25 protein-coding genes and 1 rRNA gene are annotated in these 24314 nt (G+C 53.4%); 17 read left to right on the top strand and 9 right to left on the bottom strand.

Annotated features, from left to right (window positions below; genetic code table 11):
* A 5S ribosomal RNA gene (gene rrf / locus OGX75_RS21240) occupies positions 1-73 on the top strand; the annotation flags it as partial.
* Positions 74-318: 245 nt separating this feature from the next.
* Entirely contained in the window at positions 319-1617 is a 1299-nt protein-coding gene (locus OGX75_RS00035; RefSeq protein WP_047461905.1) for an MFS transporter, read from the top strand.
* Here OGX75_RS00035 and OGX75_RS00040 read toward each other — a convergent pair.
* From OGX75_RS00040 to trxC, 5 genes are all read right to left on the bottom strand, one after another.
* Positions 1614-1937 (bottom strand): YfiM family lipoprotein, encoded by a 324-nt coding sequence (locus OGX75_RS00040; protein ID WP_058669113.1) that lies wholly within the window; start codon positions 1935-1937, stop codon positions 1614-1616. The genes OGX75_RS00035 and OGX75_RS00040 overlap by 4 nt on opposite strands.
* A gap of 48 nt (positions 1938-1985) precedes the next feature.
* A complete protein-coding gene (pssA, locus tag OGX75_RS00045; RefSeq protein ID WP_012131199.1) occupies positions 1986-3341 on the bottom strand; it encodes a CDP-diacylglycerol--serine O-phosphatidyltransferase in 1356 nt (451 codons plus the stop codon).
* 114 nt (positions 3342-3455) lie between these two features.
* Positions 3456-6116 carry a bifunctional acetate--CoA ligase family protein/GNAT family N-acetyltransferase gene (locus OGX75_RS00055; RefSeq protein ID WP_047461908.1) on the bottom strand — a complete coding sequence of 887 codons (2661 nt, stop codon included), beginning with the start codon at positions 6114-6116 and terminating at the stop codon, positions 3456-3458.
* Positions 6117-6151: 35 nt separating this feature from the next.
* The gene (gene tapT / locus OGX75_RS00060; protein ID WP_286450849.1) at positions 6152-6850 is read right to left on the bottom strand and encodes a tRNA-uridine aminocarboxypropyltransferase; all 699 of its coding nucleotides are present in this window, start codon (positions 6848-6850) and stop codon (positions 6152-6154) included.
* 69 nt (positions 6851-6919) lie between these two features.
* Positions 6920-7339 carry a thioredoxin TrxC gene (gene trxC / locus OGX75_RS00065; protein ID WP_047461913.1) on the bottom strand — a complete coding sequence of 140 codons (420 nt, stop codon included), beginning with the start codon at positions 7337-7339 and terminating at the stop codon, positions 6920-6922.
* Positions 7340-7547: 208 nt separating this feature from the next.
* On the opposite strand from trxC, the gene OGX75_RS00070 reads away from it, so the two are divergent.
* Positions 7548-8594, top strand: coding sequence for a tRNA/rRNA methyltransferase (locus tag OGX75_RS00070; RefSeq protein WP_012131203.1), 1047 nt, complete (start codon positions 7548-7550; stop codon positions 8592-8594).
* 230 nt (positions 8595-8824) lie between these two features.
* On the opposite strand, the gene ung is transcribed toward OGX75_RS00070, so the two are convergent.
* Positions 8825-9514, bottom strand: a complete 690-nt coding sequence (gene ung, locus OGX75_RS00075) for a uracil-DNA glycosylase (RefSeq protein WP_047461918.1) — start codon at positions 9512-9514, stop codon at positions 8825-8827.
* A 318-nt stretch (positions 9515-9832) separates the two neighbouring features.
* Here ung and grcA point away from each other — a divergent pair, with 318 nt between their 5' ends.
* Entirely contained in the window at positions 9833-10216 is a 384-nt protein-coding gene (grcA, locus tag OGX75_RS00080) for an autonomous glycyl radical cofactor GrcA (protein WP_012131205.1), read from the top strand.
* 46 nt (positions 10217-10262) lie between these two features.
* Here grcA and srmB read toward each other — a convergent pair whose 3' ends face one another.
* Complete coding sequence (gene srmB, locus OGX75_RS00085) at positions 10263-11600, bottom strand: ATP-dependent RNA helicase SrmB (RefSeq protein ID WP_286450850.1); 1338 nt, start codon at positions 11598-11600, stop codon at positions 10263-10265.
* A 131-nt stretch (positions 11601-11731) separates the two neighbouring features.
* Between srmB and trmN the strand changes: the two genes are divergently transcribed.
* The gene (gene trmN / locus OGX75_RS00090; RefSeq protein ID WP_024130106.1) at positions 11732-12469 is read left to right on the top strand and encodes a tRNA(1)(Val) (adenine(37)-N(6))-methyltransferase TrmN; all 738 of its coding nucleotides are present in this window, start codon (positions 11732-11734) and stop codon (positions 12467-12469) included.
* Here trmN and nadB read toward each other — a convergent pair.
* Positions 12454-14076: an L-aspartate oxidase gene (gene nadB / locus OGX75_RS00095; protein ID WP_049009471.1), complete on the bottom strand. Its 1623-nt coding sequence runs from the start codon at positions 14074-14076 to the stop codon at positions 12454-12456. The genes trmN and nadB overlap by 16 nt on opposite strands.
* A 273-nt stretch (positions 14077-14349) precedes the next feature.
* Here nadB and rseD point away from each other — a divergent pair, with 273 nt between their 5' ends.
* The 12 genes from rseD to acpS all read left to right on the top strand — a co-directional run bounded on the left by rseD (position 14350) and on the right by acpS (position 23939).
* Entirely contained in the window at positions 14350-14505 is a 156-nt protein-coding gene (rseD, locus tag OGX75_RS00100) for a rpoE leader peptide RseD (RefSeq protein ID WP_123907454.1), read from the top strand.
* On the top strand, positions 14502-15077 hold the full coding sequence (gene rpoE / locus OGX75_RS00105) for an RNA polymerase sigma factor RpoE (protein ID WP_006176728.1): 576 nt from the start codon (positions 14502-14504) through the stop codon (positions 15075-15077). Before rseD ends, rpoE begins: the two co-directional genes overlap by 4 nt.
* 31 nt (positions 15078-15108) lie before the next feature.
* Positions 15109-15759, top strand: a complete 651-nt coding sequence (gene rseA / locus OGX75_RS00110; protein ID WP_275055598.1) for an anti-sigma-E factor RseA — start codon at positions 15109-15111, stop codon at positions 15757-15759.
* The gene (gene rseB, locus OGX75_RS00115) at positions 15759-16715 is read left to right on the top strand and encodes a sigma-E factor regulatory protein RseB (protein ID WP_047461939.1); all 957 of its coding nucleotides are present in this window, start codon (positions 15759-15761) and stop codon (positions 16713-16715) included. Before rseA ends, rseB begins: the two co-directional genes overlap by 1 nt.
* Positions 16712-17191, top strand: coding sequence for a SoxR-reducing system protein RseC (gene rseC, locus OGX75_RS00120; RefSeq protein ID WP_012131211.1), 480 nt, complete (start codon positions 16712-16714; stop codon positions 17189-17191). Before rseB ends, rseC begins: the two co-directional genes overlap by 4 nt.
* A 282-nt stretch (positions 17192-17473) precedes the next feature.
* Positions 17474-19273, top strand: a complete 1800-nt coding sequence (lepA, locus tag OGX75_RS00125) for a translation elongation factor 4 (RefSeq protein ID WP_047461945.1) — start codon at positions 17474-17476, stop codon at positions 19271-19273.
* Positions 19274-19288: 15 nt separating this feature from the next.
* Positions 19289-20263: a signal peptidase I gene (gene lepB / locus OGX75_RS00130; RefSeq protein ID WP_012131213.1), complete on the top strand. Its 975-nt coding sequence runs from the start codon at positions 19289-19291 to the stop codon at positions 20261-20263.
* Between the two features lie 221 nt (positions 20264-20484).
* Positions 20485-21165, top strand: coding sequence for a ribonuclease III (rnc, locus tag OGX75_RS00135; protein ID WP_024130107.1), 681 nt, complete (start codon positions 20485-20487; stop codon positions 21163-21165).
* Complete coding sequence (gene era / locus OGX75_RS00140; protein WP_012131214.1) at positions 21162-22067, top strand: GTPase Era; 906 nt, start codon at positions 21162-21164, stop codon at positions 22065-22067. Before rnc ends, era begins: the two co-directional genes overlap by 4 nt.
* An 11-nt stretch (positions 22068-22078) precedes the next feature.
* Positions 22079-22816, top strand: a complete 738-nt coding sequence (recO, locus tag OGX75_RS00145; RefSeq protein ID WP_024130108.1) for a DNA repair protein RecO — start codon at positions 22079-22081, stop codon at positions 22814-22816.
* A gap of 11 nt (positions 22817-22827) precedes the next feature.
* Positions 22828-23559, top strand: a complete 732-nt coding sequence (gene pdxJ, locus OGX75_RS00150; RefSeq protein ID WP_012131216.1) for a pyridoxine 5'-phosphate synthase — start codon at positions 22828-22830, stop codon at positions 23557-23559.
* Positions 23559-23939, top strand: coding sequence for a holo-ACP synthase (acpS, locus tag OGX75_RS00155; protein WP_114848590.1), 381 nt, complete (start codon positions 23559-23561; stop codon positions 23937-23939). Before pdxJ ends, acpS begins: the two co-directional genes overlap by 1 nt.
* Before the next feature lie 71 nt (positions 23940-24010).
* Here acpS and yfhL read toward each other — a convergent pair whose 3' ends face one another.
* A complete protein-coding gene (gene yfhL, locus OGX75_RS00160; RefSeq protein WP_012131218.1) occupies positions 24011-24271 on the bottom strand; it encodes a 4Fe-4S dicluster ferredoxin YfhL in 261 nt (86 codons plus the stop codon).
* Between the last annotated feature and the right edge of the window lie 43 nt (positions 24272-24314).

The following is a 24314-nucleotide window of genomic DNA, read 5'->3' on the forward strand; positions in this document are numbered from 1 at the left end:
ACTCAGAAGTGAAACGCCGTAGCGCCGATGGTAGTGTGGGGTCTCCCCATGCGAGAGTAGGGAACTGCCAGGCATCAAATAAAGCAGAAGGCTCAGTCGAAAGACTGAGCCTTTTTGCGTTCATGCGCCCGGCATATATGCGCTGTTCTGCCGGATGACTATTCCCTCCGTATACTCCTAAATCGTTTTCCTGCTAACTAAAATATCGATCTCTGTCACAAAATAAATAATAACAATTATATAACATTTCATTTACTAAAAAAGACAGTGAAAAGTACCGACGAGCTCGGGTGGATCTTTGGCGGGAGTATATTTCTAATGACTGAAAGCAGTGTAACTGTAAACGGGTCGCTGGCAAGCAGTGACACCCGTCGTCGCGTATGGGCAATTGTGGGGGCATCATCAGGGAATCTGGTCGAGTGGTTTGATTTCTATGTCTATTCCTTCTGCTCTCTCTACTTTGCGCACATCTTTTTTCCTTCGGGAAATACCACCACTCAGCTTTTACAGACAGCCGGGGTTTTCGCCGCAGGCTTCCTGATGCGTCCCATTGGCGGCTGGCTTTTTGGTCGGATTGCCGATAAGCATGGTCGTAAGAAATCAATGCTTCTCTCTGTTTGCATGATGTGTATGGGCTCGTTAGTCATTGCCTGCCTGCCGGGGTATGCCACGATCGGCACCTGGGCTCCGGCTCTTCTGCTGTTGGCTCGTCTGTTTCAGGGGCTGTCTGTTGGAGGAGAATACGGAACCAGTGCGACCTATATGAGTGAGGTAGCTGTTGAAGGCCGCAAAGGTTTTTACGCATCGTTCCAGTATGTCACTCTGATCGGCGGTCAGTTACTGGCACTGCTGGTTGTGGTTATCTTGCAGCAAACGCTGGAGGAATCTTCCCTCAGAGAATGGGGATGGCGTATTCCTTTTGCATTGGGCGCCGTACTGGCCGTTGTCGCGCTTTGGTTGCGTCGACAGTTGGATGAAACCTCAAAACAAGAAACCCGCGCGCTGAAAGAGGCTGGATCGCTCAAAGGACTATGGCGTAACCGTAAAGCGTTTATCATGGTACTGGGATTTACCGCTGCGGGTTCGCTGTGTTTCTATACCTTCACAACCTATATGCAGAAGTATCTGGTGAATACCGCCGGTATGCATGCCAATGTCGCCAGCGGAATCATGACGGCGGCGCTGTTTGTCTACATGCTAATTCAACCCCTGTTTGGCGCTCTCTCAGATAAAATCGGCCGACGGACATCAATGCTCTGCTTTGGCGCTCTGGCTGCGCTATTCACCGTACCTATTCTGTCAGCATTACAGAATGTCACTTCACCTTATGCAGCCTTTGGATTGGTGATGTGCGCCTTGTTGATCGTGAGTTTCTACACCTCAATCAGTGGGATCCTGAAGGCGGAAATGTTTCCTGCCCAGGTGCGGGCGTTGGGGGTAGGGCTTTCCTATGCGGTGGCGAATGCGCTGTTCGGCGGCTCTGCGGAATATGTTGCGCTGTCTCTGAAGTCCGTTGGTATGGAGACATCATTCTTCTGGTATGTGACCATTATGGCTATCGTGGCATTTTTGGTGTCGCTGATGCTGCACCGCAAGGGAAAAGGGTTACGTCTCTAGTTCCGCGCCATTTGCCAGACGGCGTAACCTGTGGTTGCGCCTGCGACATCCCAGGCGAAATCTTTCCAGCTCCAGCCGCTCCCTCCGGGGCGGCTGTCCCACATCTCTTTTGACGCACCGAGACTAATGGAGAACAGCAGCCCAACGGTTGCACTGCGATCGTGGCTCATTCCCTGATGCCGGGCATACTCATTCCCGGCGGCGGAAAGCATGGCTGATGCAATGAAGTGTTGCGCTTTATCCTGCCCGCTCCAGCTGTCATTGGACATATGGCTACAGCCTGAGAGCAACAACATGCTAAAAAGTATAAGGAAACGCACCGTGACCCTCACAGGAAAAGCCCCGTCGCAGGGACGGGGCTTTTTGATTTACAGAATACGGCTGATTAATCTGTCGATTCGAATACGACGGAGTCTGCGGATGAGCTTACGGACTTTGACCGGATAGTCAGCGATGCTTTGTAGATCGCGGTAATGCTTAACAACCGTGGTGTGAGTGCGGATAAGCTCCAGCTCTTTCTCTCTCTGGGGAGCAAGTTCCTGTTTTGGATCGTGAATCAGAATTGCGTTTTCCAGATCCAGACGCCATGCTCGCGGGTTAAGGTTGTTCCCGGTGAGCAGCATCCACTTATCATCAACCCACATTCCTTTCAGGTGATAAGTATTGTCGTCATCTTTCCACAAACGCACTACGAGCTGATCGGTGTTGACGTAATACTGTAAACGGCTGAGGAAGCGACGTAGGTTAATCTCGTAGAGATAGGGAAGCGCGCCGATGATTTTAAACGGTTCATCCTCAGGGATATAAAAGTCGTTGGCGGTTTTATCACCCACGATAATCTCAACCTTTTTCCCTTCGCGCAGCAGTTGGATGATGTTGCGAACCAGCAGCGCAGGCAAGTTGAAATAAGGTGTGCAAATTGTGAGCTTATGCTCTGCACAGGGCATAAGATGGAAAATGGTCTTGTTCAGCAGGCTCGATTTTCCCAGCCCAACCAGTGGCGTAACGGAAAGTTGCTCGTTGTCGGCATCGCCCTGGAAATGGTATGACGCATCGCGCAATTCCTGGCGATACAAACGAATGTCGTTTTTAATCTCCGGGCTTTTCGGACGTTGGGCACTGTCCAGGCGATTTACGCCGCGACCGTTAAGCAGATTCTGCGTGACCCACTCATACATGATGTCGGCCATCTTTGCATTACGAATCAACTGGTAACGATCATAACGATATTTATCATGCTGATGCAGATAGACGTCGTTCAGGCTAGCGCCGCTGTAAAGGACGCTATCATCAATGATAAAGCCTTTAAAATGCAGTACGCCAAGCGCTTCACGCGTGTTAATCGGCACGCCGTAGACAGGAATATCGATGCCTGGGTTTTCTTGCGCCATTCGGCAATACCAGTCAGCGTTGGTATTAGACGCGGCTGCGCCAATACGTCCACGCTGAGCGCGATGCCAGTCGACAAGTACCCGAACATCCAGCTCAGGACGCTGCCGTTTAGCCTCATAGAGCGCGTCGAGTATGCCCTTGCCGCCGTCATCCTGTTCAAGATACAGGGCAATAATGCAAATACGCTGCGTCGCGCTGGCTATCTTCTCCAGCAGAGTCTCCCTGAAATTAGCGGGAGCATAAAAGAAATCTACATCATCAACTGGCTGAGAGATCTTAGGTAGTTGGGCAAGGTGTTGTTGATGTTTATTACGCTTAAATTTTGACAACATCACAGTGCATTTCTTCTCTGTTCATTGAAGGGTCCTCTGTGCTATGCAGACGACATAAGCGAGCAATGATAACACCAGTACCCGTTAAAGTGGTCAACATTTCCAGTACCTTACTCACGATTCCTCGTATTGGGCCAGATTCAGCGTCAGCCCAACAATCCCCTCTTCGAGCTGGATATCAACATCAAACCCGAGCTTTCGGGCCAGTGCCACCATGCCGCGATTGTTTGGCATCGTAATGCCATTCAGGCGTCTCAGTCCGTGATCTCGGGTATAAGCAATCAATTTTTCCATTAATCGCCGGCCTAATCCTAACCCTTTGAGATCTGAGCGAACCAGCACGGCAAATTCCGCATCAATGTTATCCGGGTCGGAGATCGCGCGCGTTACCCCGAGGATCTCTTCAGTTTGATCAATACGGCGCACGGCAACAAATGCCATTTCCCGATCGTAGTCGATCTGCGTCATGTTGGCTAAATCTTCATGAGTAAATTCATTGATCTCGCTAAAATAACGGTAATACAAATCCTCTTTTGTCACCTGAGAAATGAACTGCTGTAGATAAGGCTCATCTTCCGGCAGGATAGGGCGAAACAGGCAACGTTCGCCGTTTTTCATCTCAACCCACTCTTCAAGCTGCTGCGGATAGGGGCGAATAGCGAGTCGGCTCTCGTTGTCGCCATCATAAGGGGCGATATCCAGCGTGACGTCCAGCGCGGTAAACTCGCCAGCAGAAGCCAGCAGGGGATGGATATCCAGACGCTGAATTTCCGGGCAATCGACAATCAGGTTCGAGACCTGTACCAGCAACTGGCTTAACCCTGTGATATCCAGCGGGCGTAGCGCGCTCCGGCCACGAATTTTTTTACTTTTGATTCCCTGAATAACCAAATAGCGCGCCAGATTCATGTTTAACGGCGGCAGCGCGACGACGGCCTGCTCTTCGGGTCGCCACTCTACGCCGCCTTCGCCAAGCATAATCAGCGGCCCAAAGACCGGGTCGTGTTCGACGACGACGCGAAGTTCCTGCGCGCCGGCACGGTTCGCCATACTCTGGACTAACAGACCATGAATGCGCGCCTGGGGCCAGGCCATTTTTACACGATCGAAAATGGCATTCGCGGCTTGCTGAACTTCCGTTGCCGTGCGCAGATAGAGCATTACCCCCTGAACTTCCGATTTATGCGGAATATCCGGCGAACGCAGTTTTAACGCTACCGGGTAGCCAATTTGCTCGGCGATATGCACAGCTTCCGCGCTGTCGCCAGCAATCCAGGTGGGGAGCGTGTGTAACCCATACGCCTGCAAGATAGGCTGAACTTCATGGGTATCCAGCGACGTTGCGCCCTCTGCAATCGCCTGCTGTAACAGGTTATGCGCTTGAGCCGTGTCTGAGGTCAGGTTGCCTGGCAACACCGGGGTTTCCCGTAATTGCTTCTGGTTACGCCGGTATTCCACCATGTGCATAAAGGCAGTGATGGTGCCTTCCGGTGTTCGATAGGTAGGTAATCCCGCTTCACTGAACATTTTGCGGGCTTCCTGAGAGGAAAACTCGCCGCACCAGTTGGTGAGTAAGGTGACGAATTTCCCTCTGGGATGATGTTTCACCGCTTCAATGAGCGCGTGCGCGCTCTCGGTGCCAGGTGCGGCGGCGCTGGGTGAGTGGATCACCATCAGCGCATCAAAATCCTGGCTGGCGAGTAAGATATTCAGCGTTTTGACGTAGTGTTCACAGCTGGCATCATCACGCAAATCCAGCGGGTTGGCGATATCGACGTGAGCAGGTAGCGCTTCGCTTAGCTTAAGTCGGGTCTCTTCGCTCAGGGTGGCGAGCTTGCCGTTGCGCGACCACAGCTCATCCAGCGCCAGCGCGGCGGGCGCAGCGCCATTGCTGATGATCATCAACCTGTCGCCACGTAATGGCCGCATATGACTCAGCGTTTCGACCGCCGAGAAGAGTTCGTGAGTATCCTGCACGCGTAAAAGCCCCGCACGCTGGATGGCGGCATCCCATGCCGGGTCCATGCCGACACTGGTATTTAACAAACGTTGCGCCGCCGGGCTGCGACCGCTTTTAATCACCAGAATGGGTTTATTTCGCGATGCGCTACGGGCGGCGGAGACAAAGCGTCGCGCATCGCTCAGATGTTCGAGATAGAGCAAAATGGCGCTGGTTTTGCTGTCGCGCGCCAGATAATCCAGCAGTTCATCAACATCAATGTCCAGACTGTCGCCAAGCGCGATAAAATAAGAAAAGCCCATCTCCCGCTGTTGCGCCCAGTCGAGAATCGTATTGGAGACGGCGGCGGATTGCGAAATAAAAGCGAGTTTTCCACGCTTGATCGGAACCGGAGAGAAGCTGGCGTTAAGCCCTTGCCAGGGGGCGAGTAAACCCAGGCTATTTGGGCCGAGTAGCCGCATTTTATAGCGTTGGGCACATGCCAGAAGTTCAGCGTGCTGCGCTGCGGGCGCCGACAAAATAATGCAGGTTTTACAGCCTTTTTCCCCCAGCGCCTCCAGCAACGCGATATTACGGCTGGCGTTGGTGCACAGAACGGCGAGATCCGGTGTAAAAGGCAAACTGGCGACGTCGGGCCAGGCCAGGACGCCTAAGACGGCTTTCCATGCGGGCGTTACAGGTAATACCGGGCCATTAAAGCCTCCTGCCAGCAGGTTACGCATCATCAGGTAACCTGCGCGATTGGGCTTCATCGACGCCCCTAGCACCGCTATCGATTTTGGTCGCAGTAGTGCTTCCAGTCCTCTCTGACTCATGCCGGTCTCCCTTACGCAGAAGTGACCGAATGATTTTAAACGCTTTCTGCTGTTTCTGTTGTGACGCTTCCCTGATGTTGCGTTTTTCCTGCCAGATAGCGCGTTTTAAAGCGTGAGAAGTGATCGCCTAAATGGGTTGCCGTGGCCGTGTCGCCCGCCAGATCCAGCAGTGCTATTGCCACTTCGGCAGTGCAATACTGCCCTTCGGCATGAACTTCTCGCAGGTGATAGGCGGAAAGACGCGATAAATCAACGGAAATAACCGGCAGGTTATCGAGATAAGGGCTTTTACGGAACATTTTGCGCGCTTCCGGCCAGGTGCCGTCGAGCATGATAAACAGCGGCGGTTTTCCGGCTGGTGGCGTGAAAATGACCTCGCGTTCTTCCCCGGCATAGGAGGCGGGGAATACGACCATCGGCTGATAATCCGGGTTGTTAACCAGATCGAGCAGCGCCTGCGGCGGTTCGGTACGCGACCATTGAAAGGCCGTTGTATCCGGCAGAATATCGGCAATCAGACGCCCCGTATTGCTGGGTTTCATTGGCTCGGTATCAAACATCACCAGACAAAAACGGCTTGTCGCCTGAGAAGGCGAGAGCGTATCGCACAGGCAGAGTTTCAACGGGAGCAGACAGCGCTGACAGCGACGAATGCGGTTTCCTCTGGCAAGAAAAGGACGCGTGGCGCGTGCGAGGCGTTCGGCGCGTAACTGGAGAACAGCGTTATCAGTCATGGAAGAATACAGTGAAAAACGCTATTGTCGCAGAGGTGAAAACGGGGCACAAGATGCGCCCCGTGGAGATTACAGCGATTCGTTCAGCCAGCTGTCGAATGGCGCTTTAGGAACTGCGCCATTTAACATGTCGATGACTTCGCCGTTCTTAAAGATCATGATGGTCGGGATGCTGCGGATACCGAAACGGGCGCTGAGTTCACGTTCCGCTTCTGTGTTAACTTTCACAAAACGCACCTTACCGCTGCGCTCTTCCGCGACATCTTCAAAAATCGGGGCAAAGTTACGGCATGGGCCGCACCACGGCGCCCAGAAATCGACCACCACAGGGAGATCGTCTTTCAGCAGCTTATCCAGCGTTTCACCGGTCGCATTAATCACCTCTCCATCGAACAGGTCGTGACCACAGCGTCCACATTTTGCCGCATCCTGAATACGATCATCGGGAATGCGGTTGATTGCCTGGCAGCTGGTACAAACGGTATTCATAACTAACCTCTGGATGAGTAGGGTAGACTTTTCCGGCAATCACGCCGATATGTTTCCAATATGTTACATATTATCGATGAGACTGTTTTAAACAACAATGTGTTTTATTCAATGAGTACAATAGTCATTAGCTTTTAAATGAAATAATGGCTAACCGGGTGCACATCGGGTAATCTTCGCGCTTCGCGCAGCGCTGGTGGAGAAAAGCATGAACGATGAATTAAAGAACAAAAGCGGCAAGGTCAAAGTGATGTATGTCCGCAGTGATGATGACTCTGATAAACGCACCCATAACCCGCGTACCGGGAAAGGGGGAGGCCGTCCAGGAAAGTCTCGTACTGACGGTGGCCGTCGCCCCGCCCGCGATGCTCGTGATGAAAGAAGCGGTCAGATTCGCGATCGTAAGCGTGAAGACTCACCGTGGCGTACCGTTTCCCGTGCGCCAGGCGATGACACGCCTGAGAAAGCCGATCACGGTGGAATCAGCGGTAAAAGTTTTATCGACCCTGAAGTTTTACGTCGTCAGCGTGCGGAAGAGACCCGTGTCTACGGCGAAAACGCCTGTCAGGCCCTGTTCCAGAGTCGCCCGGATGCGATTGTCCGCGCATGGTTCATTCAGAGCGTGACCCCTCGCTTTAAAGAAGCGTTACGCTGGATGGCGGCTAACCGCAAAGCGTACCACGTTGTGGATGAAGCTGAACTGGCGAAAGCCTCTGGAACTGAGCACCACGGCGGCGTTTGTTTCCTGATTAAAAAGCGTAACGGTACGACCGTTAAGCAGTGGGTAAGCCAGGCGGACGCGCAGGATTGCGTGCTGGCGCTGGAAGATGTGGCTAACCCGCACAACCTTGGCGGCATGATGCGTAGCTGTGCGCACTTTGGCGTAAAAGGCGTGGTGGTACAGGACGCGGCGCTTCTTGAATCCGGTGCGGCGATCCGTACGGCAGAAGGCGGCGCGGAGCATGTTCAGCCGATCACGGGCGACAGCATTGTGGATGTGCTGGATGATTTCCGTCAGGCGGGTTATACGATCGTCACCACGTCCAGCGATCAGGGCAAGCCGTTGTTTAGTACGGCGTTGCCAGCGAAAATGGTGCTGGTATTAGGGCGTGAGTTGGAGTCCCTGCCGGAAGCCGCGCGTGAACCTGGCGATCTGTGCGTGAAAATTGATGGCACCGGAAATGTTGAAAACCTCAACGTCTCTGTCGCAACCGGCGTATTGCTGGGCGAATGGTGGCGTCAGAATAAAGCATAATCAGGTGTAAGTGCCTGATGGCGCTGCGCTTATCAGGCCTACGGCAATGATTCGTAGGCCGGGTACTCGGCGTAAGCGCCTGATGGCGCTGCGCTTATCCGGGCCTGCGGTAATGATTCGTGGGCCGGGTACTTGGCGTAAGCGCCTGATGGCGCTGTGCTTATCCGGGTCTGCGGTAATGATTCGTAGGCCGGGTAAGGCGAAGCCGCCACCCGGCGCAAAGCAAAAACTTATTCGCTCTCTGCCGGTAATACCGGCATCCAGTCAATCGGCTTCTCGCCGTGCTGCTCCAGCCACTGATTCGCCAATACAAAATGGTTACAGCCAAAGAATCCCCGATGTGCCGACAACGGCGACGGATGCGGCGCTCTCAACACGTAATGGCGCTGGCGATCGATAATCGCCCCTTTCTTTTGTGCGTGCGAACCCCAGAGTAAAAAGACGACCCCTTCACGATGTTCGTTAACAAGGCTGATCACTTTGTCTGTAAAGGTTTCCCATCCCAGACTGGCGTGAGAATGCGCCTGGCCTGCGCGGACGGTCAGCACGGTATTTAATAACAATACCCCCTGACGCGCCCAGCTCTCCAGATACCCATGAGCCGGGCGGGTAAAGCCCGGTATGGACGTTTCCAGTTCTTTATACATGTTCAGCAGAGAAGGCGGTGTGGCAATACCCGGACGAACAGAAAACGCCAGACCATGCGCCTGCCCAGGGCCGTGATAAGGGTCTTGCCCCAGAATCACCACTTTGACATCACCGAGTTCAGTGAAGCGAAACGCGTTAAATACATCCTTCTGTGGAGGATAGACAGTCATTCCTGACTGACGTTCGCCCGCAACGGTATGGAGTGTGTTAACAAAATAGGGCTGCTGCTTCTCATCTGCCAGCACATCGTGCCAGGTTAAATCGGTGGCCATCTCGCTCTCCTGCGAATTTTTCAATCTGCATAGCTTAACTGCTTCTTTCTATGGTGCAAAATCGCGTGCGTCACAAACCCGGCTACCCCTTAAAGATAGTTGAAAATTTATGTAAAAAGTTTATGTGTGGACGTGGCGTAAGTTGATGTAAAACAATAAATTCCATGCAACACCCTCTTTGTGGTGTGGTTTTTGTTGATTTAAATCAAAGAATCAAGGGTGTGTGAGGGGTATATATACACTCAAGCAACAATGGTTTTACCAATTGGCCGCGAACAGGCCGATCATAATCAAACACTTTTGCCGGGGAGGCATCACATGATTACAGGTATCCAGATTACTAAAGCCGCTAACGACGACCTGCTGAATTCTTTCTGGTTGCTGGACAGCGAAAAAGGCGAAGCACGTTGCATCGCAGCGAAAGCCGGTTTTGCCGAAGATGAAGTGGTTGCAGTGAACAAACTGGGTGAAATCGAATACCGTGAAATTCCGATGGAAGTAAAACCGGAAGTTCGCGTTGAAGGCGGTCAGCACCTGAACGTTAACGTTCTGCGTCGCGAAACGCTGGAAGATGCCGTTAAGCACCCGGAAAAATATCCGCAGCTGACCATCCGTGTTTCTGGCTATGCCGTGCGTTTTAACTCCCTGACGCCGGAACAGCAGCGCGACGTTATCGCTCGTACCTTTACTGAAAGCCTGTAAGACTGACTGATAACATAAAAACGCCGGGTTAGCCCCGGCGTTTTTTTTACTCTTCGTTGGACTGCTTCTGCGCGTCCGTACCCGTACCAGCAGGCTTACGGCGTTTACCAATGTTTTTGGTATCACGGTGACGTTTCTTCACGCGCGGCTTCTCTTTTTCTTGTTTTTTCTTCTCAGCACGTTTAGCCAGCACTTTCTTGGACGGCTTGCCGGTCAGTTTTTCGCTCGGCGCACGAGTGGTTGGACGCAATTCATCAATGACGCGCGCTTTCAGTGTCTCTTCAATATAGCGACCCACTTTTCCCAGCAGCAGATGGTCATGCGCTTCTACCAGGGAAATCGCCGTTCCTTTACGCCCTGCACGTCCGGTACGGCCGATACGGTGCAGATAGGTATCGCTGCTGCGTGGCATATCGAAGTTAAAAACATGGCTTACATCAGGGATATCAATCCCGCGAGCGGCGACGTCGGTTGCGATCAGCACGTTCACGCGGCCATCGGTCAGACGTTTGATCGCTTCGTTACGCTTACCCTGTACCATCTCGCCTTCGAGATAGCAGTTATTGATGCCTGCTTCGCGCAGCCAGCCTGCCAGCTCATGTACACGCTCACGTTTACGCACGAAGACGATAGAGCGGGTGGCTTCAGGTTGTTTTAACAGGTGTACCAGCAAAGCGGTTTTGTGCTGAATGTCATCGGCACGGTAGTACCATTGATGAATCTTTTTGCGTTCGCGGGTAGACGGGGTCGCTGAGACCTCGACCGGATCTTCCAGCAGACGTTCAGCAAAATCGCTAATTGCGCCGCCTTCCAGCGTAGCGGAGAACAGCATGGTCTGTTTGCGCCAGCGGGTTTCACCTGCGATATGCTCGATATCCTGGGCGAAGCCCATGTCCAGCATACGGTCGGCTTCATCAAGAATCAGCGTTTCAACCGCGCGGCAGTCAAAGTTTTCTTCTTTAATATATTGCAGCAGGCGACCCGTGGTGGCGACCACAATATCCTGGTTCTCGCTGAACACCTCGGCATGGTTCATATAAGCCACGCCGCCGGTGATTGTCGCAATATCCAGATGGGTGTGTTTCGCCAGTTCACGGGCGTGATCGGCAACCTGCATCGCCAGTTCGCGGGTCGGCGTAAGGATCAGAATACGCGGCGGACCGGATTTTTTACGCGGGAAGTCGAGCAGGTGCTGCAACGCTGGCAGCAGGTATGCCGCCGTTTTACCGGTGCCTGTTGGCGCAGAACCGAGTACATCACGCCCATCGAGCGCAGGCGGAATGGCGGCAGCCTGAATGGCGGTCGGGCGAGTAAAGCCTTTATCCTGGAGGGCATCCAGCAGGCTTTCATCGAGTTCAAGTTCGGAAAAAGTCGTTACAGTCATGTTCTACCTCTGTGTGGGGCGCTGATTATAGACGTTACGGCTGCAATCTTCATCTGTTTGTATGGATATCGCTTCTCAGGTATTGTTTTCACCCTACGCTATTGCCGTTTTTCCAGGAAGGTTGTTCTTTCATGTCCCAGTCTACATCCACACTTCGTCGTAATGGATTTACCTTTAAGCAGTTTTTCGTGGCGCACGATCGCTGCGCGATGAAAGTCGGTACTGATGGTATTTTATTGGGAGCATGGGCACCAGTCGCAGGCGTAACGCGGATCCTCGATATTGGTACCGGCAGCGGTCTGCTGGCGCTGATGTTGGCGCAGCGTACCGACGAAAGCGTCACCATTGATGCCGTTGAGCTGGACAGCGAAGCGGCGACGCAGGCGCAGGAGAATATCGCCCACTCACCGTGGCCGCAGCGGATAACGGTGCATACGGAAGATGTCCGGCAGTGGGTGCCGCGCCAGACCGCGCGCTTTGATCTTATCATCAGTAACCCGCCTTATTATGAACAAGGGGTGGAATGCGCAACGCCACAGCGAGAGCAGGCGCGTTATACCACCACGCTCGATCACGAAGCATTACTTACCACTGCGGCTGAATGTATTACGGAAGAGGGATTCTTCTGCGTGGTGCTGCCGGAACAGACTGGCAACACCTTCACGCAGCAGGCGTTAAGCATGGGCTGGCATTTGCGTTTACGTACCGACGTAGCCGAAACGGAGTCGCGATTGCCTCATCGGGTACTGTTGGCATTTTCCCCGCGAACGGGGGAATGCTTTAGCGATCGCCTGGTGATTCGTGGGCCAGACCAGCTTTACTCTGAAGGGTACACGGCGCTGACCCAGGCGTTTTATTTGTTCATGTAAGCGTTGAGCGGCGAAAGCACCGACGGGCCGGATTCCGGCAGCAATGCGGGGTAATCCAGCGTGTAGTGCAGGCCACGGCTCTCTTTACGCATCATCGCGCAGCGCACAATCAGTTCCGCGACCTGCACCAGGTTGCGCAGCTCCAGCAGATTATTCGATACGCGGAAGTTAGCATAATATTCGTCGATTTCCTGTTGCAGCATCGTAATGCGTCGCAGGGCGCGCTCCAGACGTTTGGTGGTGCGCACAATGCCGACATAGTCCCACATAAACAGACGTAGCTCATGCCAGTTATGCTGGATTACGACCAGCTCATCCGGGTTTTCAACGCGACTTTCATCCCAGGCCGGAAGCGTACTAACGCTACGGGCATACGGCATACGTCTGTCGATATCCTCTGCCGCTGACCAGCCATACACCAGACACTCCAACAGAGAATTGGACGCCATGCGATTCGCGCCGTGCAGGCCGGTATAGCTTACTTCGCCAATGGCATACAGACCGTCCACATCGGTTCGGCCAAAATCGTCGACCATCACGCCGCCGCAGGTGTAGTGGGCGGCAGGTACGACCGGAACCGGCTCTTTAGTCAGATCGATTCCCAACCCCAGCAATTTTTCATAAATCATTGGGAAGTGTTGACGGACAAATGCTTCCGGTTTATGGCTGATGTCGAGGAACATGCAGTCTGCGCCGAGACGCTTCATTTCGTGGTCAATGGCGCGAGCGACGATATCGCGCGGAGCCAGTTCGCCACGCTCATCAAAATCAGGCATAAAGCGCGTGCCGTCCGGGCGCTTGAGATGTGCCCCTTCGCCACGCAGCGCTTCCGTCAGCAGAAAGTTTCGTGCCTGAGGATGATACAGCGCGGTAGGGTGGAACTGATTAAATTCAAGATTCGCGACGCGGCACCCGGCGCGCCAGGCCATCGCGATACCGTCGCCGGAAGAGATATCCGGGTTGGTGGTGTACTGATACACTTTCGATGCCCCGCCTGTCGCCAGAACGACTGACTTCGCGTGGCATGTTTCGACCGACTCTTTATTCCGATTCCAGATCCAGGCGCCGACGACGCGGCGTGTTCCTGGCAGGCCGATTTTATCGGAGATGATCAGATCGACGGCGTTACTCCGCTCCAGTACGCGAATATTCGGATGGTTCTGCGCCTTGCTGACCAGGGTAGTTTCCACTTCTTTGCCGGTGGCGTCAGCCGCATGCAGGATACGGCGATGGCTATGGCCGCCTTCACGGGTCAGATGGTAGCTCTCTTCCCCGTTCGGTTGCACCTGGGTGTCAAATAATACCCCCTGATCGATAAGCCACTGTACGCAAGAGCGGGCATTGCTGGCGACAAACTCCACCGCGTGGCGATCGCAAATACCGGCCCCGGCGATCAGTGTATCTTCAACATGCGAATCGATACTGTCCGTCTCGTCGAAAACGGCGGCAATACCGCCCTGAGCATAAAACGTTGAGCCTTCGCTCACCGGGCCTTTACTCAGGACAATCACCTGATGTTTTTCAGCCAGGCGCAGCGCCAGAGAGAGTCCGGCAGCACCGCTGCCAATAATCAGCACGTCACAGGAAAGTTCAGGAGTCGTAGTCATAGCGTTTGTTTAATTTACTAAACAGTGTTTGGGCAGCATAGCACCATACTGCGCGATACAGCACGTTTTATTTTTGAATGTGTTGCAATGGCTAAACATTAAAGGAAAATTCAAGGGGAAGTAAAACAAAGAAAATATTTTGCGAAGCAGGCCGTTAGCGCCAGATTATGTGATGAAATAAAGTGGCTGTTGGGTTACTCTTCAAGCGGCTAAAAGGGCATTTCTATACAGATAGTGCGTTGTTCAGACTCTGTAGACTTATAATGAGAGATAATGATCTGTCTACAACATGACAAACAAAAACAGATGCGTAACGGAACTTTACGAAAAAGAGACACTCTAAGCTGTTGCTTGCTCATAGTGCAGTTTATGGAGTGGCGTTTCGAGAGCGCGTGGAAATTTGGTTTGGGGAGACTTTACCTCGGATGAGCGAGCAGTTAACGGACCAGGTCCTGGTTGAACGGGTCCAGAAGGGAGATCAGAAAGCCTTTAACTTACTGGTAGTGCGCTACCAGCATAAAGTGGCGAGCCTGGTTTCCCGCTATGTACCGTCGGGCGATGTTCCCGATGTGGTGCAAGAGTCATTTATTAAGGCCTATCGCGCGCTGGATTCTTTCCGGGGGGATAGCGCTTTTTATACCTGGTTGTACCGTATTGCCGTCAATACGGCGAAGAATTACCTGGTTGCTCAGGGACGCAGGCCGCCTTCCAGCGATGTTGATGCGATTGACGCAGAAAACTTCGAAAGTGGCGGCGCATTGAAAGAAATTTCGAACCCTGAGAACTTAATGTTGTCAGAAGAGCTGAGACAGATAGTTTTCCGAACTATTGAGTCCCTCCCCGAGGATTTACGCATGGCAATAACCTTGCGGGAGCTGGATGGCCTGAGCTATGAAGAGATAGCCGCTATCATGGATTGTCCGGTGGGTACGGTGCGTTCACGTATCTTCCGTGCGCGGGAAGCTATTGATAATAAAGTTCAACCGCTTATCAGGCGTTGACGATAGCGGGATACTGGAAAAGGTATTAGGCATGCAGAAAGAAAAACTTTCCGCTTTAATGGATGGCGAAACGCTGGACAGTGAGCTGCTGAAAGAACTGGCTCACGACCCGGAAATGCAAAAAACATGGGAGAGTTATCACCTGATCCGCGATTCCATGCGGGGTGATACCGCTGACGTTCTCCATTTCGATATTTCCGCCCGCGTAATGGCCGCCATCGAAAATGAGCCGGTACGCCAGACGGTGCCGCTGATTCCTGAGGCCCAGCCCGCACCGCACCAGTGGCAGAAAATGCCATTCTGGCAGAAAATGCGTCCGTGGGCGGCGCAGCTCACTCAAATGGGTGTGGCTGCATGCGTATCACTTGCAGTTATTGTTGGCGTCCAGCACTATAATGGACAATCTGAAACGTCCCAGCAGCCCGAAACGCCGGTATTCAATACATTACCGATGATGGGCAAAGCCAGTCCGGTGAGCCTGGGAGTACCTTCTGACGCGACGGCTAACGGCGGTCAGCAACAGCAGGTGCAGGAGCAGCGTCGTCGCATTAATGCCATGTTGCAGGATTACGAACTGCAACGCCGACTGCACTCCGAACAGCTTCAGTTTGAGCAGGCGCAAACACAGCAAGCCGCTGTACAGGTGCCAGGAATTCAAACTTTAGGAACGCAATCGCAGTAATGAAGCAACTTTGGTTTGCCATGTCACTTGTGGCGGGTAGCCTGTTCTTCTCTGTTAACGCCTCGGCCAATACTGCGTCCGGGGCGTTATTGCAGCAGATGAATCTGGCCAGCCAGTCACTGAATTACGAGCTGTCATTCGTCAGCATCAATAAACAAGGCGTTGAGTCTCTGCGTTATCGACATGCACGCCTGGACAATCGTCCTCTTGCACAACTGTTGCAAATGGATGGCCCGCGCCGGGAAGTAGTGCAGCGTGGTAACGAAATCAGCTACTTCGAACCTGGGCTCGAACCGTTCACCCTGAACGGCGACTATATTGTCGATTCTCTGCCGTCCCTTATCTATGCCGATTTTAAACGTCTTTCTCCCTGGTATGACTTTATTTCCGTAGGCCGCACCCGCATTGCCGACAGGCTGTGTGAAGTCATTCGTGTTGTCGCGCGCGACGGCACCCGTTATAGCTATATCGTATGGCTGGATACCGAAACAAAGCTGCCGATGCGGGTGGATCTCCTTGACCGGGATGGTGAAACGCTGGAGCAGTTCCGCGTGATTTCCTTCACTGTGAATCAGGACGTTGGTAATAGCATGCAGATGCTGGCGAAAGCGAATTTGCCGCCATTGCTCTCTGTTCCTGTGGGGGAAAAGGCGAAGTTTAACTGGAGCCCGACGTGGTTGCCGCAAGGGTTTAGCGAAGTCTCCAGCAGCCGACGTCCGCTGCCTACAATGGATAATTTGCCTATCGAGTCACGCCTTTATTCTGACGGCCTGTTCAGTTTCTCTGTGAACGTGAATCGTGCGACGCAGAACAGCACCGATCAGATGCTGCGAACCGGGCGCAGAACGGTCAGCACCAGCGTGCGTGAAAACGCTGAAATTACGATTGTCGGCGAACTTCCGCCGCAAACCGCGAAACGCATTGCGGACAATATTAAGTTCGGGGCGGCACAATGATTAAAGAGTGGGCGACCGTTGTCTCCTGGCAAAATGGCCAGGCACTGGTGAGTTGCGACGTCAAAGCATCGTGCAGCAGTTGCGCCTCACGGGCCGGATGCGGCAGTCGTGTGCTGAATAAACTCGGGCCGCAGACCACACATACTATTGTGGTGCCAAGTGCCGAACCGCTGGCGCCTGGTCAAAAAGTGGAACTGGGAATTGCCGAAGGCAGCCTGCTGGGGTCAGCAATGCTGGTTTACCTGTCGCCGCTGGTTGGGCTGTTTATCTTCGCGGCGTTGTTCCAGGTACTGTTTGGTTCTGATATTGCCGCGTTGAGCGGCGCGGTGCTGGGCGGCGTCGGGGGTTTTCTGATTGCGCGCGGCTACTCGCGTAAACTGGCTGAACGCGAGGCCTGGCAGCCGGTCATTCTTAACGTTGCTCTTCCTCCCGGTCTGGTCCGCGTTGAAACACCATCTTCCGAAACGAACCCGTGATATTTTTGCCGGATGGCGGCTTCGCCTGATCCGGCCTGGGAACGATAAGCAGACTCTCCAGGCCCGATAAGCTCGCGCTATCGGGCATCATGCTTCCCTTACGACGTTTTACATCAGAAAAGCGATGCCGTTTCCGGTTCCCGCTATCCTTGCTGTATGAACATTTCCTCGCCTCAGTGTTGTAGTGTAGAATGCGGCGTTTCAGTTAAACAGACGTTAAGCTCAGAACAGCGACTTCTAAGAGCCTGCTCAGGCAGGCGTAAGGCACAATAATTACTCTATATGAAGAACATACGTAACTTTTCGATCATTGCTCATATCGACCACGGTAAATCGACGCTGTCTGACCGCATTATCCAGATCTGCGGTGGCCTGTCTGACCGTGAAATGGAAGCGCAGGTTCTCGACTCAATGGATCTTGAGCGTGAGCGCGGTATTACTATCAAAGCGCAAAGCGTGACGCTGGATTACAAAGCGGCTGATGGTGAAACCTATCAACTGAACTTTATCGACACCCCAGGCCACGTTGACTTCTCATATGAAGTTTCCCGCTCATTGGCGGCGTGTGAAGGCGCACTGCTGGTGGTTGACGCCGGGCAGGGCGTCGAAGCGCAAACGCTGGCGAACTGCTATACCGCGATGGAAATGGATCTCGAAGTGGTGCCGGTTCTGAACAAGATTGACCTGCCAGCCGCCGATCCTGAGCGTGTGGCTGAAGAGATCGAAGACATTGTTGGCATTGATGCGACCGATGCCGTTCGCTGCTCGGCAAAAACCGGCGTAGGCGTACAGGATGTGCTGGAACGCCTGGTGCGCGATATCCCGCCGCCGGAAGGCGATCCGGAAGGCCCGCTGCAAGCGCTGATTATCGACTCCTGGTTCGATAACTACCTCGGCGTAGTGTCGCTGGTGCGTATTAAAAACGGCACCATGCGTAAAGGCGACAAAGTCAAAGTGATGAGCACCGGGCAGGTTTATAACGCTGACCGTCTGGGGATCTTCACGCCGAAGCAGATTGACCGTACCGAACTGAAGTGCGGCGAGGTAGGCTGGCTGGTTTGCGCAATTAAAGACATTCATGGCGCCCCGGTTGGCGATACATTAACGCTGGCGCGTAATCCGGCAGAGAAAGCGCTGCCGGGCTTCAAAAAAGTGAAGCCGCAGGTATACGCCGGTCTGTTCCCGGTGAGTTCTGATGACTATGAGAACTTCAGGGATGCGCTCGGCAAGCTGAGCCTGAACGACGCCTCTCTGTTCTACGAGCCGGAAAGTTCAACCGCGCTGGGCTTCGGCTTCCGCTGTGGCTTCCTGGGTCTGCTGCACATGGAGATCATTCAGGAGCGTCTGGAACGTGAATACGATCTGGATCTGATCACCACCGCGCCGACCGTTGTGTACGAAGTGGAAACCACGGCGAAAGAGATTATCTATGTCGATAGCCCGTCCAAGCTGCCGCCGCTGAATAACATCTATGAACTGCGCGAGCCGATTGCCGAGTGTCACATGCTGCTGCCTCAGGCATACCTGGGCAACGTCATTACGCTGTGTGTCGAGAAGCGCGGCGTCCAGACCAACATGGTGTACCACGGTAACCAGGTGGCGCTGACTTATGAAATCCCGATGGCGGAAGTGGTGCTCGATTTCTTCGACCGCCTGAAATCAACGTCTCGTGGTTATGCGTCGCTGGATTATAACTTCAAGCGCTTCCAGGCGTCCGACATGGTGCGCGTCGACGTGCTGATCAACAACGAACGTGTCGATGCGCTGGCGCTGATCACTCACCGTGGTAATTCGCAGAGCCGTGGTCGTGAGCTGGTGGAGAAGATGAAAGAGCTGATCCCTCGTCAGCAGTTCGACATTGCGATTCAGGCAGCGATTGGCACGCATATTATTGCGCGTTCTACCGTGAAGCAGTTGCGTAAAAACGTTCTGGCCAAGTGTTACGGCGGTGATATCAGCCGTAAGAAAAAGCTGCTACAGAAACAGAAAGAAGGTAAGAAGCGAATGAAGCAGATCGGTAACGTCGAACTGCCTCAGGAAGCGTTCCTCGCCATTCTGCATGTCGGTAAAGACAGCAAATAATCCTAAGGAGTTGGCATGGCGAATATGTTTGCCCTGATTCTGGTGATTGCCACACTGGTGACGGGCATTTTATGGTGCGTTGATAAATTTATCTTCGCGCCAAAACGTCGGGAACGTCAGGCAGCGGCACAGGCCGCTGCGGGTGATTCACTGGATAAAGCCACGTTGAAAAAAGTGGCGCCTAAGCCGGGCTGGCTGGAAACAGGGGCTTCGGTTTTTCCGGTACTGGCGATTGTGCTGGTGGTGCGTTCATTTATTTATGAACCTTTCCAGATCCCGTCGGGTTCGATGATGCCGACGCTGTTAATCGGTGACTTTATTCTGGTGGAGAAATTCGCCTATGGAATTAAAGATCCGATTTACCAGAAAACGTTGATTGAAACGGGTCATCCGAAACGCGGTGATATCGTGGTCTTTAAATACCCGGAAGATCCGCGCCTGGACTACATTAAACGCGCTGTCGGCCTGCCGGGTGACAAAGTGACGTACGATCCGGTAGCCAAAGAGGTTACTGTACAGCCAGGGTGCCGTTCCGGTCAGGCATGTGAAAACGCGCTGCCGGTGACTTACTCCGACGTTCAGCCCAGCGATTTCGTGCAGACCTTTGCCCGCCGTAATGGGGGAGAAGCCAGCAGTGGGTTCTTCGAAGTGCCATTAAACGAAACGAAAGATAACGGCATTCGTCTGGCGGAGCGTAAAGAGACGCTGGGCGACGTAACCCACCGTATTCTGACCGTACCGATCGCACAGGATCAGGCGGGGATGTATTACCGTCAGCCGGGGCAGCAACTGGCGACCTGGATCGTACCGCCAGGACAATACTTCATGATGGGTGATAACCGCGATAACAGCGCGGACAGCCGTTACTGGGGATTTGTACCGGAAGCGAATCTGGTTGGTAAAGCGACCGCGATCTGGATGAGTTTCGACAAACAGGAAGGTGAATGGCCGACCGGCGTACGCTTAAGCCGTATTGGTGGGATCCATTAATTTCTGATAATCGTTCATGTTGTCGTCATTGCGGCGACAACATGAATTATTTATTGGATAAATCTCCGCAGACTAACGACATCCCCTGTCGTTGTGTATAGAATATTCCCCCGAAGTTTTAGGTTGGCGCCGTCAGGTTGCCACGGCACACTAAACAGCGTTGGTTTCCTCAGGTCTGTTTCGTGTGCTGAATTGTTGACGCATTCATTTATTGGTATCGCATGAACCCCATCGTAATTAATCGGCTTCAACGGAAGCTGGGCTACACTTTTACTCATCAGGAGCTGTTGCAGCAGGCATTAACCCACCGCAGCGCCAGCAGTAAACACAATGAGCGTTTAGAATTTTTAGGCGACTCGATTTTGAGCTTTGTTATCGCCAACGCGCTTTATCACCGCTTCCCGCGTGTGGACGAAGGTGATATGAGCCGTATGCGCGCCACGCTGGTGCGCGGCAATACGCTGGCGGAATTGGCCCGTGAATTTGATCTGGGTGAATGCTTACGTTTAGGGCCTGGTGAACTGAAAAGCGGCGGCTACCGTCGTGAATCTATTCTGGCGGATACCGTAGAAGCGTTAATCGGCGGCGTTTTTCTCGACAGCGATATCCAAACCGTCGAGAAGTTGATCCTTAACTGGTATCAAACGCGCCTGAATGAAATCAGCCCGGGCGATAAACAAAAAGATCCGAAAACGCGTTTGCAGGAATATTTGCAGGGTCGTCATCTCCCGCTGCCGTCTTATCTGGTGGTGCAGGTGCGCGGCGAGGCACACGATCAGGAATTTACTATCCACTGCCAGGTCAGCGGCCTGAGTGAACCGGTGGTTGGCACGGGTTCGAGCCGTCGTAAGGCGGAGCAGGCTGCCGCCGAACAGGCGCTGAAAAAACTGGAGCTGGAATGAGCGAAGATAAAAGCTATTGCGGATTTATTGCCATCGTCGGACGTCCGAACGTAGGCAAATCCACCCTGTTGAACAAGCTGCTCGGACAGAAGATCTCGATCACGTCCCGTAAAGCGCAGACCACGCGTCACCGTATCGTCGGTATCCATACCGAAGGGGCGTACCAGGCTATCTATGTTGATACGCCGGGGCTGCATATGGAAGAAAAACGCGCCATCAACCGCCTGATGAACAAGGCGGCAAGCAGCTCGATTGGCGACGTTGAGCTGGTCATTTTTGTCGTGGAAGGCACCCGCTGGACGCCGGATGACGAGATGGTGCTGAATAAACTGCGCGACGGTAAAGCGCCGGTCATTCTGGCCGTTAACAAAGTGGATAACGTACAGGAAAAGGCCGATCTGCTGCCGCACCTGCAATTCCTGGCAAGCCAGATGAACTTCCTCGATATCGTGCCTGTTTCTGCGGAAACTGGCATGAACGTGGATACCATCGCTGGTATCGTGCGTAAACACCTGCCGGAAGCGACTCATCACTTCCCGGAAGATTACATCACCGATCGTTCACAGCGCTTTATGGCGTCTGAAATCATCCGTGAAAAACTGATGCGTTTCCTCGGTGCCGAACTGCCGTATTCCGTGACCGTTGAGATTGAACGTTTCGTTTCTAACGAACGCGGCGGTTATGATATTAACGGCCTGATCCTCGTTGAGCGCGAAGGGCAGAAGAAGATGGTCATTGGCAACAAAGGAGCCAAAATCAAGACCATCGGTATCGAAGCGCGAAAAGACATGCAGGAAATGTTTGAAGCGCCGGTACACCTGGAACTGTGGGTGAAAGTGAAATCCGGCTGGGCCGATGATGAGCGTGCGCTGCGCAGTCTCGGTTATGTAGACGACCTCTGAGTTAGCACTACGTGGAAGGCTGGCAGAGAGCTTTCGTCCTGCATAGTCGCCCCTGGAGCGAAACCAGCCTGATGCTGGACGTCTTCACGGAAGAGTCGGGGCGCGTGCGTCTGGTTGCCAAAGGCGCACGCTCTAAACGTTCCAGTCTGAAAGGCGCATTACAACCTTTTACGCCACTGTTGCTCCGCTTTGGCGGGCGCGGCGAGGTGAAAACCTTACGCAGCGCTGAAGCGGTCTCTCTGGCGCTCCCCTTAAGCGGCATCACGCTTTATAGCGGTTTGTACATCAACGAACTGCTTTCCCGCGTTCTGGAATACGAAACGCGCTTCTCTGAACTCTTTTTTGATTACCTGAACTGTATTCAGTCGCTGGCTGGCGCGACCGGTTCGCCCGAACCTGCGCTTCGCCGTTTCGAACTCGCCCTGCTGGGGCATCTGGGCTACGGCGTGGATTTTCTGCATTGCGCAGGGAGCGGCGAGACGGTCGATGACACCATGACCTACCGCTATCGCGAAGAGAAGGGATTCATGGCCAGCGTGGTCATTGATAACAGCACCTTTACCGGGCGGCATCTGAAAGCGCTGGATGCACGAGAATTTCCTGATGTTGATACGTTGCGCGCGGCGAAACGCTTTACCCGCATGGCGCTAAAGCCGTATCTTGGTGGTAAGCCGTTAAAAAGCCGGGAACTGTTTCGACAATTTATGCCGAAACGGCCAGGGCGGGCAGAAAATACGAATAATGATTAACGAGGATTGTCATGGCTGAATTACTGTTAGGCGTCAACATTGACCATATTGCCACTTTACGTAATGCGCGTGGTACTGCTTACCCGGACCCGGTACAGGCGGCGTTTATCGCCGAGCAGGCGGGGGCGGATGGTATAACCGTACACCTGCGCGAGGATCGTCGCCATATTACCGACCGTGATGTACGCATTTTGCGCCAGACGCTGGATACGCGTATGAATCTGGAAATGGCGGTGACTGAAGAGATGCTGGCGATTGCCGTTGAGACGAAGCCGCATTTTTGCTGCCTGGTGCCGGAAAAACGTCAGGAAGTGACCACCGAAGGCGGGCTGGACGTCGCGGGTCAGCGTGACAAAATGCGTGATGCCTGCAAACGGCTGGCAGATGCAGGTATTCTGGTATCGCTGTTCATTGATGCCGATGAAGAACAGATTAAAGCCGCTGCGGACGTTGGCGCACCGTACATTGAAATCCATACCGGCTGTTATGCGGATGCTAAAACGGATGCTGAGCAAGCGCAGGAACTGGCGCGCATCGCCAAAGCGGCGACGTTTGCGGCAAGCCTGGGGCTGAAAGTGAACGCCGGTCATGGCCTGACCTATCACAATGTGCAGGCCATTGCCGCACTGCCGGAAATGCATGAACTGAACATCGGTCATGCCATTATTGGGCGGGCGGTCATGAGCGGCCTGAAAGAGGCGGTCGCCGAGATGAAACGCCTGATGCTGGAAGCGCGCGGCTAATGGCGATTCTGGGGTTAGGCACGGATATTGTGGAGATCGCCCGCATTGAGGCGGTGATCTCCCGTTCTGGAGAGCGCCTGGCAAGACGCGTGCTTAGCGACAACGAATGGGCTATCTGGGAGATGCATCAGCAACCGGTGCGTTTTCTCGCCAAGCGTTTCGCGGTAAAAGAGGCGGCGGCAAAAGCGTTCGGCACCGGCATTCGCAATGGGCTGGCGTTCAATCAGTTTGAAGTGTTTAACGATGAGCTGGGTAAACCGCGTTTGCGTTTGTGGGGCGAGGCGTTGAAACTGGCGGAGAGGCTGGGCGTGGCGCATATGCATGTGACATTAGCGGATGAACGTCATTACGCCTGTGCGACGGTGATCATCGAAAGCTAGATTCGGGTCTTTGTAGGCCGGATAAGGCATTTACGCCGCCATCCGGCCTGGCGTCATTCCATCAGGGAGGGTTACAGCTTATCCGCGTGATGCATCAGGACAAACTTATCCCACAGCTGTTCTTCCGTTTCGACATGCGCCGGGTCTTTGAGAATGGTATTGGGGATCGGGCACACCTTCTGGCAGGTCGGCGTTTCGTAATGGCCCACGCATTCGGTGCACTTGTCGCTGTTAATCTCGTAAATGCTGTCGCCCATTGAAATCGCCTCATTCGGGCATTCAGGCTCGCACATATCGCAATTGATACACTTTTTAGTGATTAACAGGGCCATCAGGAAACTCTCAAAACATCACAAACCGGGCGGGCATTATACG

Origin of the sequence: Citrobacter sp. CK199 (assembly GCF_030333285.1) — a bacterium.
Taxonomy (GTDB): domain Bacteria; phylum Pseudomonadota; class Gammaproteobacteria; order Enterobacterales; family Enterobacteriaceae; genus Citrobacter_B; species Citrobacter_B koseri.

Bases quoted from the DNA above. Each gene is read 5' to 3' on its own strand.
- OGX75_RS00035 (WP_047461905.1), top strand. From the start codon at position 319: ATGACTGAAAGCAGTGTAACTGTAAACGGGTCGCTGGCAAGCAGTGAC.
- pssA (WP_012131199.1), bottom strand. From the start codon at position 3,341: ATGTTGTCAAAATTTAAGCGTAATAAACATCAACAACACCTTGCCCAA.
- OGX75_RS00055 (WP_047461908.1), bottom strand. From the start codon at position 6,116: ATGAGTCAGAGAGGACTGGAAGCACTACTGCGACCAAAATCGATAGCG.
- tapT (WP_286450849.1), bottom strand. From the start codon at position 6,850: ATGACTGATAACGCTGTTCTCCAGTTACGCGCCGAACGCCTCGCACGC.
- trxC (WP_047461913.1), bottom strand. From the start codon at position 7,339: ATGAATACCGTTTGTACCAGCTGCCAGGCAATCAACCGCATTCCCGAT.
- OGX75_RS00070 (WP_012131203.1), top strand. From the start codon at position 7,548: ATGAACGATGAATTAAAGAACAAAAGCGGCAAGGTCAAAGTGATGTAT.
- ung (WP_047461918.1), bottom strand. From the start codon at position 9,514: ATGGCCACCGATTTAACCTGGCACGATGTGCTGGCAGATGAGAAGCAG.
- grcA (WP_012131205.1), top strand. From the start codon at position 9,833: ATGATTACAGGTATCCAGATTACTAAAGCCGCTAACGACGACCTGCTG.
- srmB (WP_286450850.1), bottom strand. From the start codon at position 11,600: ATGACTGTAACGACTTTTTCCGAACTTGAACTCGATGAAAGCCTGCTG.
- trmN (WP_024130106.1), top strand. From the start codon at position 11,732: ATGTCCCAGTCTACATCCACACTTCGTCGTAATGGATTTACCTTTAAG.
- nadB (WP_049009471.1), bottom strand. From the start codon at position 14,076: ATGACTACGACTCCTGAACTTTCCTGTGACGTGCTGATTATTGGCAGC.
- rseD (WP_123907454.1), top strand. From the start codon at position 14,350: ATGATCTGTCTACAACATGACAAACAAAAACAGATGCGTAACGGAACT.
- rpoE (WP_006176728.1), top strand. From the start codon at position 14,502: ATGAGCGAGCAGTTAACGGACCAGGTCCTGGTTGAACGGGTCCAGAAG.
- rseA (WP_275055598.1), top strand. From the start codon at position 15,109: ATGCAGAAAGAAAAACTTTCCGCTTTAATGGATGGCGAAACGCTGGAC.
- rseB (WP_047461939.1), top strand. From the start codon at position 15,759: ATGAAGCAACTTTGGTTTGCCATGTCACTTGTGGCGGGTAGCCTGTTC.
- rseC (WP_012131211.1), top strand. From the start codon at position 16,712: ATGATTAAAGAGTGGGCGACCGTTGTCTCCTGGCAAAATGGCCAGGCA.
- lepA (WP_047461945.1), top strand. From the start codon at position 17,474: ATGAAGAACATACGTAACTTTTCGATCATTGCTCATATCGACCACGGT.
- lepB (WP_012131213.1), top strand. From the start codon at position 19,289: ATGGCGAATATGTTTGCCCTGATTCTGGTGATTGCCACACTGGTGACG.
- rnc (WP_024130107.1), top strand. From the start codon at position 20,485: ATGAACCCCATCGTAATTAATCGGCTTCAACGGAAGCTGGGCTACACT.
- era (WP_012131214.1), top strand. From the start codon at position 21,162: ATGAGCGAAGATAAAAGCTATTGCGGATTTATTGCCATCGTCGGACGT.
- pdxJ (WP_012131216.1), top strand. From the start codon at position 22,828: ATGGCTGAATTACTGTTAGGCGTCAACATTGACCATATTGCCACTTTA.
- acpS (WP_114848590.1), top strand. From the start codon at position 23,559: ATGGCGATTCTGGGGTTAGGCACGGATATTGTGGAGATCGCCCGCATT.
- yfhL (WP_012131218.1), bottom strand. From the start codon at position 24,271: ATGGCCCTGTTAATCACTAAAAAGTGTATCAATTGCGATATGTGCGAG.